This is a genomic window from Acinetobacter sp. YH01010, from assembly GCF_013420775.1.
GTDB classification, from domain to species: Bacteria; Pseudomonadota; Gammaproteobacteria; order Pseudomonadales; family Moraxellaceae; genus Acinetobacter; species Acinetobacter amyesii.
This window is the reverse complement of the sequence record NZ_VOYF01000018.1, coordinates 25,910-39,313: the sequence shown is the minus strand read 5'-3', so window position 1 is coordinate 39,313 and position 13,404 is coordinate 25,910. Positions and strand designations below refer to the sequence as shown.

General features: G+C 43.2%; 9 protein-coding genes. 5 read left to right on the top strand and 4 right to left on the bottom strand.

Features of this window, described 5'->3' with window-relative positions; translation table 11 throughout:
- Nucleotides 1-2: 2 nt before the first annotated feature.
- Complete coding sequence (locus FTT77_RS14120; protein WP_180048987.1) at nt 3-758, bottom strand: biotin--[acetyl-CoA-carboxylase] ligase; 756 nt, start codon at nt 756-758, stop codon at nt 3-5.
- Nucleotides 759-787: 29 nt separating this feature from the next.
- Here FTT77_RS14120 and FTT77_RS14115 point away from each other — a divergent pair, with 29 nt between their 5' ends.
- From FTT77_RS14115 to ligA, 5 genes are all read left to right on the top strand, one after another.
- Nucleotides 788-1,600 (top strand): sulfite exporter TauE/SafE family protein, encoded by an 813-nt coding sequence (locus FTT77_RS14115; protein ID WP_180106357.1) that lies wholly within the window; start codon nt 788-790, stop codon nt 1,598-1,600.
- 147 nt (nt 1,601-1,747) lie between these two features.
- Nucleotides 1,748-2,443 (top strand): GntR family transcriptional regulator, encoded by a 696-nt coding sequence (locus FTT77_RS14110; RefSeq protein WP_180021411.1) that lies wholly within the window; start codon nt 1,748-1,750, stop codon nt 2,441-2,443.
- Nucleotides 2,444-2,453: 10 nt separating this feature from the next.
- Nucleotides 2,454-5,903 carry a chromosome segregation protein SMC gene (gene smc, locus FTT77_RS14105; RefSeq protein ID WP_180109455.1) on the top strand — a complete coding sequence of 1,150 codons (3,450 nt, stop codon included), beginning with the start codon at nt 2,454-2,456 and terminating at the stop codon, nt 5,901-5,903.
- 1 nt (nt 5,904) lies between these two features.
- On the top strand, nt 5,905-6,957 hold the full coding sequence (locus tag FTT77_RS14100) for a cell division protein ZipA C-terminal FtsZ-binding domain-containing protein (RefSeq protein WP_180021407.1): 1,053 nt from the start codon (nt 5,905-5,907) through the stop codon (nt 6,955-6,957).
- A gap of 98 nt (nt 6,958-7,055) precedes the next feature.
- Nucleotides 7,056-9,089 carry an NAD-dependent DNA ligase LigA gene (gene ligA, locus FTT77_RS14095; protein ID WP_180109454.1) on the top strand — a complete coding sequence of 678 codons (2,034 nt, stop codon included), beginning with the start codon at nt 7,056-7,058 and terminating at the stop codon, nt 9,087-9,089.
- A gap of 243 nt (nt 9,090-9,332) precedes the next feature.
- Here the strand turns inward: ligA and FTT77_RS14090 are convergent, their stop codons facing one another.
- The 3 genes from FTT77_RS14090 to FTT77_RS14080 form a co-directional block, all read right to left on the bottom strand.
- A complete protein-coding gene (locus FTT77_RS14090; RefSeq protein WP_180109453.1) occupies nt 9,333-10,796 on the bottom strand; it encodes an amino acid permease in 1,464 nt (487 codons plus the stop codon).
- The gene (locus FTT77_RS14085) at nt 10,796-11,830 is read right to left on the bottom strand and encodes a methyltransferase (protein ID WP_168378529.1); all 1,035 of its coding nucleotides are present in this window, start codon (nt 11,828-11,830) and stop codon (nt 10,796-10,798) included. The genes FTT77_RS14090 and FTT77_RS14085 overlap by 1 nt, the downstream gene beginning before the upstream one ends.
- Before the next feature lie 66 nt (nt 11,831-11,896).
- A complete protein-coding gene (locus tag FTT77_RS14080; RefSeq protein ID WP_078191151.1) occupies nt 11,897-13,267 on the bottom strand; it encodes a uracil-xanthine permease family protein in 1,371 nt (456 codons plus the stop codon).
- Between the last annotated feature and the right edge of the window lie 137 nt (nt 13,268-13,404).

The following is a 13,404-nucleotide window of genomic DNA, read 5'->3' as shown; positions in this document are numbered from 1 at the left end:
TTTTATGGTTGATCTGCTAAACGTAAGCGACCTTGGAAATGATTTTCTAAGTGCTGCGAAGTTTGGATGTTGATCGAACCATCATTTTCAATACCGAGAAAGCGGCCTTGGCTTTTGCCTTGCAGGTGTTCAAGTTCAACGGGCTGTTGCATAAATGCAGCATAATGGTTGAATCGTGCAGCGAGGTTATAGCAGTTATGATCGAACCATTCACCTGCAAGTTGAATCGCTGCATATAGTTCAGAAATTAACTGCAAACGGTTTGGCGAGGGAAGTCCGAGTTCAGATAACGAGGTTGCACGTTGCTCAATTCCTGCGGATGGAATCGGAAATAAGTTCATGCCAACGCCGACAATCGCTTGATGTGGCGAAATCGGCTCAATCAAGATCCCGCCCCATTTGCCTTGTGGGCTATACAGGTCATTGGGCCATTTCACTTGTAAAGCGAGATTTTGCAAACTTGGCATTTGTAAGATATTTAAGGCAATTTCGAGTGCAAGCCGTCCATCTATCGCTGTTTGTAAATTCAGCAATGTGCTTAAATAGATATTACCAACGGGTGAGACCCATTGATGATCGCGTTGCCCACGCCCCTGAGTTTGCTCTTCACTGCATACCAAAACATGTTGAATGCCTTTTTTGGCAATCTCACGAACATCGTCATTGGTCGATGTGGTAATGGGCTTCAGTAATAAAACTTCAGGCGGCTGAGGTACTGTGCTCAGCAATTGCTGTAAGTGTCTGGTCTCTAAATCCATTTGAATCTGAGAGTTGTGGAATAATATTGATGGAGTTAATCATATATTTACTGATTGGTGCAATCGCTGGTTTTGCTGCGGGGCTATTTGGTGTTGGCGGTGGCCTGATTATTGTGCCGATTTTATTCATTGTCTTTACCCAACTTCAATATGATCCCAGTGTGATTATGCACATGGCGGTGGGCACATCTTTAGCCACGATTATTGTGACCTCACTTAGCTCGGTTTCGGCGCATCATAAAAAAGGTGCCGTGCTGTGGAATGTCTTTCGGAATTTGTCACCGGGTTTGGTGATCGGTTCATTTCTCGGTGCAGGCATTGCAGATTATTTATCAGGGCAGGGTTTGCAACTGTTAATTGGCTTTTTTGCGGTCTGGGTGGCCTTTAAAATGTTTCGCGGTGCAGCGACACCAGTCGATCCGAATAAACATTTACCCTCACAAGCCATGCAAATGGCAGCAGGGGGGGGTATTGGGATTGCCTCTGCGATCTTCGGTATTGGTGGAGGTAGCTTAACCGTCCCGTATTTGAATAAAAACGGCGTCATTATGCAAAAAGCGGTCGCAACCTCTGCTGCATGTGGTTTACCGATTGCGATTGCAGGGGCACTCGGCTTTATGTGGTTTGGTCATCATGCCGATATCGAGGTTCCCAATACCATTGGTTATATCCATATTTATGCATTTATCGGGATTAGTGTAATGAGCTTCATCACTGCGAAATTGGGTGCGAAAGTGGCTCATATGTTGTCACCATTTATGCTAAAGCGTTGTTTTGCATGCTTATTAACAACAGTTGGTTGCTATTTTATTTATCAAGGTGTGCAAGCCTTTGGCGCTTGATTGTCCGTTTTGACTGACAAAATTGGCTTTGTTGACACAAGATTGTCAGACAATGTCATGTTCAATTAGGTTGCTTATCGTTTCTAATGCAAATAGATTGAGTGTAAATCTGAACATTGCATCTTATAAAAAAAAGATAGGAACAGTATGCAACAACAAGAAGCGGACAGTTTGTCAGAACAAATTGCCAAACACATCGGTGAACAAATCATTCGCGGTGAGTTGGTCGAAGGCGAGCGTATTCAGGAACTTAGAATTGCGGCCGAATTGGATGTGAGCCGTGGCTCTGTTCGTGAAGCTTTATTGATTTTAGAACGGACCCAGCTCATTGAAATCTACCCACGCCGTGGCGCCTTAGTCTCTGAAATGTCGGCTTTACAAGTGCGTTCATTATTTGATATTGCAGCATTATTGTTGGGTCAAATTGTGCATCGTATGGCGGAAACGTGGCGTAGCCATGAAGCTGAGCGTATTCAGTTATTACTTGAACAATTAGACGTAGAAACTCGCCAAGGCAATACCGAAAAGTTTTATGATCTGATTTTTCAGGGCATGGCTCGTCAGCATGAAATGGTGGGAAATACCTACCTGATGCGTTATTACCAAGAATTGTTGCCATCACTCAGACGTAGTTATTTCCTGACACTGAATATTTCACGACGTGAAATACAAGAATCTTTTGATTTGTTTAAATTAGTGACTGATGCAGTTTTAATCAGAAAATCACATCAAGCCACTTTATTTATGGAAGATTTTTGTCGACACTTACGCAACCTTGTGTTGGAATCACTAACACGGATGAAACAAATCGAATTAGCGTGGGCGAGACGTTCACGCCGCTGATCAGGACATTATGCGTTTAAGCAGTTTAAAACTTTCCGGCTTCAAATCTTTTGCCGATAGCACAACTCTAAAATTTGAAGGCAACCGTAGTGCGGTTGTTGGACCGAACGGCTGTGGTAAATCCAATGTGATTGATGCCATTCGTTGGGTTATGGGTGAATCCAGTGCCCGTCAATTGCGTGGTGGCACCATGCAAGATGTTATTTTTACCGGAACGGCAAAGCGTAAACCAGTCGGAATGGCGAGTGTTGAACTGCGTTTTGATAACACCTATGGCAAGTTAGGTGGTGCTTATAATGCCTATACTGAACTGGCAGTTCGCCGTCAGGTCAATCGTGATGGTAAATCCGAATATTTCCTCAACGGCACCAAATGCCGCCGTCGTGATATTACTGATATTTTCTTAGGTACCGGTTTAGGTCCGCGTTCGTATGCGATTATTGAACAGGGCATGATCAACCGTTTGGTCGATGCCAAACCTGAAGAAATGCGTGTGTATATTGAAGAAGCCGCTGGGGTTTCTCGCTATCAAGCTCGTCGTCGTGAAACTTTACAGCATCTAGAACACACCACTCAAAATTTAGAACGTCTCGAAGACATTGCATCAGAACTGAAGTCTCAGTTGAAAACCTTAAAGCGTCAGTCTGAAACGGCGGTGCAATATAAAGAATTAGAAACCCAAATTCGTACTATTAAGATCGAAGTGCTGTCTTTCCAATGTGAACAAAGCACGCGTTTACAGCAAGAATACACGCTTCAGATGAATGAGCTCGGGGAAACCTTCAAACTGGTGCGTTCTGAGCTGAATACTCTAGAGCATGACTTATCTTCCACCAGTGCTTTATTTCAACGGCTTATTCAACAGTCCACCCCATTACAAAGTGAATGGCAACAGGCGGAAAAGAAACTGTCTGAGTTGAAAATGACGCTGGAGCAAAAGCAGGGTTTATTTGCACAAAATTCGGCAAGTTTGGTGGAGCTTGAAAAGCAAAAAGCCCAAACCAAAGAACGTTTACAGCTATTAGAGTTACAACTGGAAACGCTGCAAGAACAGCAAGATGGATTTGTTGAGCAGTTACAGCGCCAAGAAAGCAGTAGTCAAGATCAGACTCAACAATTAGCCGATTTAAAAGCTCAGCATCAACAAGCGGTTCAACAATTTGAACAATGCCGTGGGCAAGTCGAAAAGCAGCAACAGCAAAAGCTACAGATGTTGGCGCAGAGTGAACAATTGACCAAAAATATTGGTCGTATTGAGCAACAACGTGAGACCCTGCAACAGCAAAGAGGTCAAATTCAGCATCAGGCGCAGCAAGATGAGTTGGAGCAGTATCAGCAAGATAAGCAACAGCTCGAACAACAAATTACGCAACAAGAGCAGGTGATTGCCGAAACGCAGACACAGCTTGCAGCTGCACAAGAACAGCAGGCACAGCACAAAAATACGGTGCTGCAGTTAAAGTCAGAAATACAGGTGCTGTTGTCCGAGCAGAAAAACCTAAATCAATTGATGATTAAAGCCAGTCCAAAGCAGCAAAGCCAGCGTCAACATTTAATGCAGCAGTTGCAGTTGAGCACGCAAGGTAAACAGCATGCGCAACTGGTCGAGAAATTTTTGTCTAAATGGCTGAGTGCTCAAGTCTTGGGACACAGTGATAATTTTCAAGACAGTATTGCACGTCAGGTCAAAGGCAGTTATCACACAGCAGCACAAATCGTTGGATTAGACGCTTTGGCGACGTGGATTGAAGCACCACAACTTTCGATCTGGCAGCAGGTCGCGATTGCTGAAACATTGACGATGGCATTGAGTCATCAGGCTAAACTGGCTGTTGGTCAGTCGATACTCACGCTCGATGGTTATCATGTCGGTGTGGATTGGGTGATTGGTCTAGACTATGACGAGGACAGCCAAGCAGGGCAAGGTGCATTGAGCCACCGTATTCGCTTGGATGAATTGATTGAATTACTTGCAGAGCAGCAGCCAAAGCTAACGCAACTAGAAGGCCAATTGCCTGAGTTGCAAAATGCCGTACAAGCTTTACAGCAAAATCTGCAACAGCAACATAGCCAATTAAAAAATTGGCAAAAAGACATTCAAAATGCTGATGTTGCGATTGCGAAGGTACAAAGTTCCCATCAGGCTTTTGCATTACAAAAGCAGCAGTTACAAGATCAATTGCAGCAACTTGAAGCACAGCTTGAAGAAGATGCCATGCAAAAAGATGATTTGGAAATAGATCTGCATGCGCTGACGATGAAGCTTGAGCAAGCCTTGCCCAATTATAAAACCTTGCAATTCCAAGTTGAGGAATTGAGTCTAGCGCTGGAAAGTGCTCAGCAAGTGGCACTACACAGTCAGCAAGAATTGGAAATCGTGCGTCGTCAGTCTGTACAGACGAAACAACAGATTGAATTATTAGAAAAAGACACGGTCTTTTTGAAAGCGCAAACTCAGCAAATTATTGGACAGATGGAACAAGCAAAGAAATTTGTCGATCCGGTACAGTTAGAATTGCCTGCGCTTGAGTCACAGTATTCAGAGCAAGCCCAAGTCACTGAACGTTTACAAAAAACCTGGAATGACTGGCAGCTTGAACTGAATAATGTTCAGAGTAAACAACAGACATTGACTGAACAACGCCATTCACATCAACAGCAAGATGAAAAATTGCGTACGCAATTGGAAGAAAAGCGTCTAGCTTGGCAATCCGCGCAGTCTGATTTGCAGCATTATTCAGAACAATTGAAAGAAATGAACAGCGAAATGCTGACAGGTTTAAGCATTGATGTGGTATCCCATCAGCAAAAACTCGAAAAAGCGCAGCAGCAGTTTGATAAATTGGGTGCAGTCAACTTGGCTGCGGCAGAAGAATATACTGAAGTTTCTAAACGCTTTGATGATTTAAGCCACCAAATTGATGACTTGCAAAAGACTGTTGAGCAACTGCAAGCCGCGATGAAAAGCATTGATCAGGAAACGCGAAAGCTGTTTATGACCACCTTTGATAAGGTTAATGCTGAACTTCAAGAGTTGTTTCCGAAAGTATTTAATGGTGGTGAAGCAAGTTTAAGCCTTGAAGATGGTTGGCAATCGGGTGTAAAACTGATGGCACGACCACCGGGTAAACGAAATAGCTCTTTGGCATTATTATCGGGTGGTGAAAAGGCATTGACCGCATTGGCTTTGGTTTTTGCGATTTTCCGCCTAAATCCTGCGCCATTTTGCGTTTTAGACGAAGTCGATGCACCTTTAGACGATGCAAATGTAGGAAGATTTTGTAATCTTGTAAAAGAGCTTTCAGAACAAGTGCAATTTATCTACATTACACACAATAAACTGGCAATGACAATGGCAACTGACTTACTTGGTGTGACCATGCCAGAACCAGGAACTTCAAAATTAGTGACTGTGAATATTGAGCAGGCCAAAGAATACGGTTTAGCTGCGGAGGCATAACATGGAAATCACCACTATAGCTGGGATTGTAATCGCTGTAATTATCATGGTTGTGGGCATTCGAATGATGTTTCGTAAACCTGCGGATGCAGCGCCATCACTCGACACCGAATTACATATTGACCCTGATAGTCAGCAACCTGTTATTCCGCGCCATGTACGAAATCAGTTAAATACACCTGAAACCACGCAACGTGTAGAGCCGACTTTGGCTGAGGAAAAAGTCACAGCGGTTGAAACGACTGAAGCTGTTCAAGCGAATGTAACTCCAGAAGCAACGGCAACGGAACAAGCAGAGCAGAGCGCTGAGGCGACGGCAAAGACTGAGACGACTACGACGGATCCCGTTTCAGTTGAAAAAGCTCAAACTGCAACAGAAGACAATACATTGTCTACAGAAACAACAGAATCTGCAACGGTTGCAACTGTAGCCACCGATGCCAATCACGCAGCGACTCCTGCGACGAATGTTCAGGCTGACGCTGTTCCTGCAGAAAAAGCACCAGAATTTAGTGTAAATAGTGCAATTGAAAAAGCTGAAATTAGCGATTTTGATGAAGAAAGCAGTATTTTGGATGCTCATTTACATGAACAAAAAATTGTTGATGAAGAAAGTGCTTTAGCAACTGCGGAAACTTATATCGCCTTAAATGTGTTCCCTGATAGCCGTGCCTTGTCGGGTGAAAAAGCATTAAAAGTGTTACTCAAATACGGCCTGCGTTTTGGCGAAATGGCCTGTTTCCATCGTTATGATGAAGAAGGCACAAAGTTATTATTCTCTGTATTACAAATGAATAATGATGGCGCTGCGCAAGGTTTTGATCTTGAAACTTTATCGACTGAAGAAGTAAAAGGTTTAGCTTTCTTCTTGGCGCTGCCACACAGCGATGTGCAAAATGCCTTTGATACCATGGACAGCATTTCACGTCTAATTGCACGTGAAATTGACGGTACTGTGTATGATCAAAATAACCAAGAATTTACACCGCAGATGCGTGAACATTGGCGTCATCAAGCGATTGATTATCGTCAAGGTCAAGCTATCGAAGTCTAAGCGTCTTTGATTGAAACTCACCGAGTGGGTTTCTATAATAGCAACAGATAATGAAATTTGAGGGCGGAGCATGAACCGCCCTTTTTTATGGTGAATGTATGACACAACAATCCACTGTCGTTGCACAGATGCGACAACTGATTCAACTCTTGGCGAAACATAACCATGCCTACTATGTCATGGACACGCCAGAAATTGAGGACAGTGAATATGATCAACTTTTTCACCAATTAAAAGCCTTAGAAGAGCAATACCCTGATTTAGTGCAACCTGATACACCAACCACAAAAGTGGGTGGAAAGGCCTTGTCTAAGTTTGAATCTGTAACCCATGCAGTACCCATGTTGTCATTGGGTAATGTATTTAATGCAGAAGATTTATTTGCCTTTGCCCGTCGTGCGGAAGAGCGCTTACCGAATCAAAAAATTGAATATGATGTCGAATTAAAATTTGATGGGCTGGCCATTTCTCTTTGGTATGAAAATGGCATTTTAGTCCGTGGTGTGACACGGGGTGATGGTGAAACAGGGGAAGACATTACCCAAAATGTAAAAACCATTCGAAATTTACCTAAAGTACTGACTTCTACGCAGACTGAAATTCCAAGTCTTCTTGAAGTTCGTGGTGAAGTCCTGATGCCAAAGTCAGGCTTTGAAAAGCTCAATGCTGAAAACGAAGCCAAAGGTGAAAAAACCTTTGCCAATCCACGAAATGCAGCAGCAGGAAGCTTACGTCAACTCGATCCTGCAATTGCGGCTTCACGTCCATTGGCTTTTTATGCTTATGGCATTGCACAGTGCGAACCACATCATGGTCAAACCACCATGTCTGCTAGCCTAGAATGGCTGACACAGTTTGGTTTTGCTGTCGGTGAACGTCACTTTATTTGTGACAGCATTCAGGACGTACAAGCTGCGTATGAGCAAATGATCATTGATCGACCAAGCCTGAGTGTTGAAATTGATGGCATGGTGATTAAGGTAAATAGCCTGAAGCAGCAGCAAACATTGGGTTTTTTAAGTCGTGAACCACGTTGGGCAACGGCATATAAATTCCCTGCAGTCGCAGCGCTCACGACAGTTGAAAATATTGATTGGCAAGTGGGGCGTACAGGGACTTTAACCCCAGTCGCGCGTTTAAACCCTGTTGCAGTCGGTGGGGTAACGGTTTCCAATGTCACTCTACATAATATTGGTGAAATTCACCGTTTAGATGTACGTGTAGGAGACACGGTCAGTGTTTACCGTAGCGGTGATGTGATTCCAAAAGTGGAAAAAGTATGGCCTGAATTCCGTCCTGTAGATACGGTAGAAGTTCAGTTACCTGCATGTTGTCCAGTCTGCGCATCTCCTGTCGTGATGCCAGAAGGTGAAGCCTTGGCACGTTGTTCAGGTGGATTGTATTGTGCTGCACAGCGTATTGAGGCGATTCGGCACTTTGTATCACGTAAAGCTATGGACATTGAGGGCTTAGGCGACCGTTGGGCGGAATCACTTTTACATTTGGATCTGCTCAAAGATGTTGCTGATATTTATAGCTTGCATGAGCATCGTGAAAAATTACTGACTATTGAAAAAATGGGTGAGAAGTCAGTTCAAAACCTTATCGATTCCATTGAAAATAGTAAGAAAACGACACTAGGTGCATTTATTTATGCACTCGGCATTCGAGGCGTGGGTGAAACCACGGCACGCATGCTCGCGAATACTTTCCAAACTTTTGATGCGATTCGTCATGCAGATCTAGAATCCTTGAAAAAAACGCCAGACGTTGGTGATATTACCGCAGAATGGATTGTCGACTTTTTCCAAGCGCCGCATAACCTCGAAGTGGTTGATCGTTTGTTGGCAGCAGGGATTCATTGGGATGCACCCGTTGCACCAAGTCGTCAGCCGCTGAATGGCGAGAGTTGGGTGATTACTGGGACATTGAGTACCATGGGTCGTGATGAAGCGACGCAAATGCTTCAAGCCTTAGGCGCACGTGTCAGTGGTAGTGTTTCGGGTAAAACCAAATGTGTAGTTGCAGGTGAAAAGGCAGGTTCTAAATTAGAAAAGGCTGAAAAGTTGGGTGTACCTGTGATGAGCGAAGAAGAGTTTATTAGATTTGTACAACAGCATAATGCTTCTTAAGTATTGAAAAATTTAACCTGAAAACGTAGTTACTTTTGAACAAACGCCTGATGCATTGCATTGGGCGTTTTTATTTTCGGTGCTTAACATGATTGCGTCAGCGTATCAGTTGTTGGTGATAGATCAGACATCATTCCTCAACATCACTCACGAAATATTTTGTTAAAGCGTGAATGTATTGAGATACAATTTTAGCCATAAAAAAAGCAGCTTAGGAGCTGCTTTTTTTATTCAGTGATCACATTATTCTTGATCAACTTTCATCGGTTTTACATCCATTTCTTGATATGAAACAAACTTAGTTTTGTGTTTCCACTTATAACCGAACCAAATGGCAAGGAATAAGAAAATACCAATATAGGTAGAAACAACGGCTAACCACTCACCATCTAAAACGGCTTGATAGTTCTGACCAAGGACCACGATGGCACACAAAATAAAGGCAAACCACGGTGCAAATGGGAAGAATTTTGCACGGTAAGCAAGATCTTCCAATTTATTGCCTTGAGCCAAGTAGCCTTTACGGAAGCGATAATGTGAAACTGCAATACCGAGCCACACAATAAAGCCACACATACCAGACATGTTCAGTAACCAATTAAAGACCGCTTGTTCACCGATAAAGGTGGTTAAGAAGCACAGTGCCGCAATCGCTGTTGTTGCATAAAGTGCATTCATCGGTACGCCACGTGCATCTAAGCGACCAAAGACTTTCGGCGCACTGCCTTTACGTGCCATATCAAACAGCATACGAGTAGAGGAGTACATACCAGAGTTACCCGCTGATAAAATCGCAGTCAAGATCACCGCATTCATCACCGATGCAGCAAAAGCAAAACCTGCTTTTTCATACAGTAAGGTAAATGGTGAAAGTGCAATATTTTCAGTAGATGCTGCTTGTAATAAACGTGGGTCATCATAGGCAATGAGAGTGCCGATAATGAAGATACACACGATATAAAACAACAAGATACGCCAGAAAATTTGCTTGATGGCAATAGGAATGGTCTTTTCAGGATCTTTCGATTCACCTGCAGCCACACCAACCATTTCAGTCCCTTGGAAAGAGAAACCGGCAATCATGGCCACACCAATCAAGGCAGATAAACCGCCGACAAATGGGGCTTCACCCTTGGTCCAGTTGGCAAATGTTTCTACGCCCGGTGTCAGCATGATTTTGCCAATCATAAACAGGCCGATAATGATAAAGGCAACAATTGCGAGCACTTTAACAAGCGAGAAGAAGAATTCTGATTCACCAAAGCCTTTTACGGTCAGTGCATTAATGGCAAAGACGATTGCGAGGAAAATCGCACTCCAGTAAAAGCCCGGAATATCTGGAAACCAGAATTTCATAATGAATTGGACAGCAACCAATTCAAATGCCACGGTAATCGCCCAGTTATACCAATAGTTCCAACCCAAAGCGAAGCCGAAACCACCCTCGACATACTTTGTGCCGTAGGTAAAGAATGCACCCGAAGTTGGATTATGTGTTGCAAGCTCACCTAGACTGGTCATCAAGAAGTAAATCATGATACCAATTAAGCAGTATGCAAGCAGGGCGCCACCCGGGCCTGCATTGGCAATGGTTGCTCCAGAGGCTAGAAATAAACCTGTACCAATTGAACCACCAATTGCAATCATGTTGAGATGGCGAGCACCCAACTTACGTTGAAGTTGAGCTGGTTTTTGAATTTCGCTCATCATTGTTCCTTAAGATTTTTTTGCGTGCTCGCAAACAAGACTTTAAATCCTTGTTGGTCGGCTTTGATTGTACATTGACCATAATGCTGCTCAATTAAAGTCGGATAATTGAGGAATCGGTTGGCAACAATCCAAAGCTCACCCCCAGACTTCAAATGTCTGCGCGAAGTTTTGCATAGATTTTCACTGGCATTGTAGTCGGTTTGAATCCCTTGATGGAAGGGTGGATTGCTGACTATGGCATGTAAAAATAAGGGAGCATCCTCGATTCCTGTGACCGCTTTAATCTCAAGTTGTTCAGGTTCAAGCAAATTTTGTTCAAATGTCATTTGTGTAGACGCTAGTGCAAAGGCATCTACATCCATGGCAAAGATACGATTTTTAGGATTCAGTTTGGCTAAATAAGCACTGATAACACCCGCACCACAGCCAAAATCTGCAATTTTGCCCGAAGTCATCTGTGATAAATAAGGCAATAAGGTAGCCGTACCCACATCTAAACGGTTCTGGCTAAATACGCCAGGCAGTGCGCAAATCGTAAGCTCACCATTTGGGGTTTCAACTGGATATTTTTGCACCCAATCTTGCAGTGGCTTCAGTGTGACAGTTTTTTCCAATAGGGTTTGCCACATTTGGCAGTGACGCGCGCTATCAATTTTTAGGGTTTTACCAAAGGGCTGTAATTGTTTTGCAGCGCGTTCAACACCGCCTTTTTTCTCACCCACGAGGAAAATAGACGCACCTTGAGCAAGATGACTTGCCACATTGTGTAATAAATAATTTAGCAGTTCTTTTGATTTCGGAACAAAAATAACCGCTTGATCAAACTGACCTTCAGGAAAATCGACACCAAAATGGACGTTTGACTGTTGATTTTGAAAGTACTGAAAATCATTAAAATTCCAGCACCAAATCGATGGCTTAATATTGTCATTCAATTGACTGAGTAAGTCATCTGTCGGTGCATTTACGAAAAGCACGCGATCTTGTAATAAATCGATCTGTCGTATAACGACTTCACTTGTGAGATCCATAGATTTCTCCATCATAAAAAACACTGCCTAGGGCGGAACCTAGGCAGTGTTCTTTGACAAATGAACTTACTTCTTCACTTCAGGAAGAACAATATTCAAAATAAGGGCAGCGATACCACCAGTGGCAACGCCTGAACTGAAGATATTACGGAACAATTCAGGAAGATGTTCAAGGATTTGTGGTACTTGTGCAACACCTAGACCCAATGCCAATGAAATCGCAATGATTAATAGTGCGCGGCGGTCTAAATGAATGCCTGACAAGATATTGATACCCGAGGCTGCTACAGCACCAAACATTACCATCACAGCACCACCAAGCACGGCTTGTGGAACCGCTTGAATGACACCTGCTACAGCAGGAAGTAAGCCTAAAATAACCAAAAGGGCAGCAATCCAAATGCCCACATAGCGGCTTGCAACACCTGTTAACTGAATGACACCGTTGTTTTGCGCAAATACAGAACTTGGGAACGTGTTAAAGATACCGGCAAGGAATGAGTTTGCACCATTCACCAATACACCACCTTTAATACGCTTCATCCATTCAGGACCATCTACAGCTTGATTTGAAAGCTTAGAAGTCGCGGTAATATCACCAATCGCTTCCAAGGATGTCACAAGGTAGATAAATGCCATTGGAATGAACAAGCTCCAAGAGAAGCTTAAGCCAAAGTGCATCGGTGTTGGAATTTGAACCAGTGGCGCATCTTTTAAACCATCAAAGTTTAAATGACCCATAAAGCCTGCAAGGATGTAACCCACGACTAAGGCAATCAGGATGGCAGAACTCTTTACCCATGTAATACGTACACGGTTCAGTAAAATGATAAGTGCCAAAACGGTACAAGACATGATGAGGTTGTCTGCATTGGCAAATGTTTTATCGCCCATGGCTTGATAACCACCACCCATGCTGATCAGGCCTTCTTTAATTAAAGTCAGACCAATCAATAACACCACGATACCTGTTACCAATGGAGTGATCAGTTTTTTCACCCACGGTAAGATCCGTGACACACCCATTTCAATGAATGAACCCGCGATCACCACACCAAAGATAGATGCCATAACTGCTTCTACAGGTGTACCTGCCGCAACCATTGCAGAACCAATACCGATAATAGGACCAATAAAGTTAAAGCTGGTTCCTTGTACAATCAGGAGACCTGCACCAAATGGACCGACTTTTTTACATTGTAAAAAGGTTGCGATACCAGAGATCACCAATGACATCGACAGAATCATATTGGTGTCTTCTTTTGACACACCAAGTGCCAAACAGATCAGCAGACCCGGCGTCACAATTGGGACAATAATGGCCAATAAATGTTGAAACGCAGCGAGAAAAGCAATAAAAGGTTTTGGTCGATCATTCAATCCATAGACTAAATCGAGTTGATCTTTTGCTTCGGGAGATTGGTTTAAATCAGACATGCGGCACTGAAAATTAAGGCTAGGTGGCGCTATTCTAATCTGTTTACACAGCTTTACAAAACCAAAAGCGTGCCAGTCGTCAAAAAAAATGCGATTGTCAATAAACTGTCACTACTAAAATCTATATTTTTTCTGTA

Bases quoted from the DNA above. Each gene is read 5' to 3' on its own strand.
- FTT77_RS14120 (WP_180048987.1), bottom strand. From the start codon at position 758: ATGGATTTAGAGACCAGACACTTACAGCAATTGCTGAGCACAGTACCT.
- FTT77_RS14115 (WP_180106357.1), top strand. From the start codon at position 788: ATGGAGTTAATCATATATTTACTGATTGGTGCAATCGCTGGTTTTGCT.
- FTT77_RS14110 (WP_180021411.1), top strand. From the start codon at position 1,748: ATGCAACAACAAGAAGCGGACAGTTTGTCAGAACAAATTGCCAAACAC.
- smc (WP_180109455.1), top strand. From the start codon at position 2,454: ATGCGTTTAAGCAGTTTAAAACTTTCCGGCTTCAAATCTTTTGCCGAT.
- FTT77_RS14100 (WP_180021407.1), top strand. From the start codon at position 5,905: ATGGAAATCACCACTATAGCTGGGATTGTAATCGCTGTAATTATCATG.
- ligA (WP_180109454.1), top strand. From the start codon at position 7,056: ATGACACAACAATCCACTGTCGTTGCACAGATGCGACAACTGATTCAA.
- FTT77_RS14090 (WP_180109453.1), bottom strand. From the start codon at position 10,796: ATGAGCGAAATTCAAAAACCAGCTCAACTTCAACGTAAGTTGGGTGCT.
- FTT77_RS14085 (WP_168378529.1), bottom strand. From the start codon at position 11,830: ATGGATCTCACAAGTGAAGTCGTTATACGACAGATCGATTTATTACAA.
- FTT77_RS14080 (WP_078191151.1), bottom strand. From the start codon at position 13,267: ATGTCTGATTTAAACCAATCTCCCGAAGCAAAAGATCAACTCGATTTA.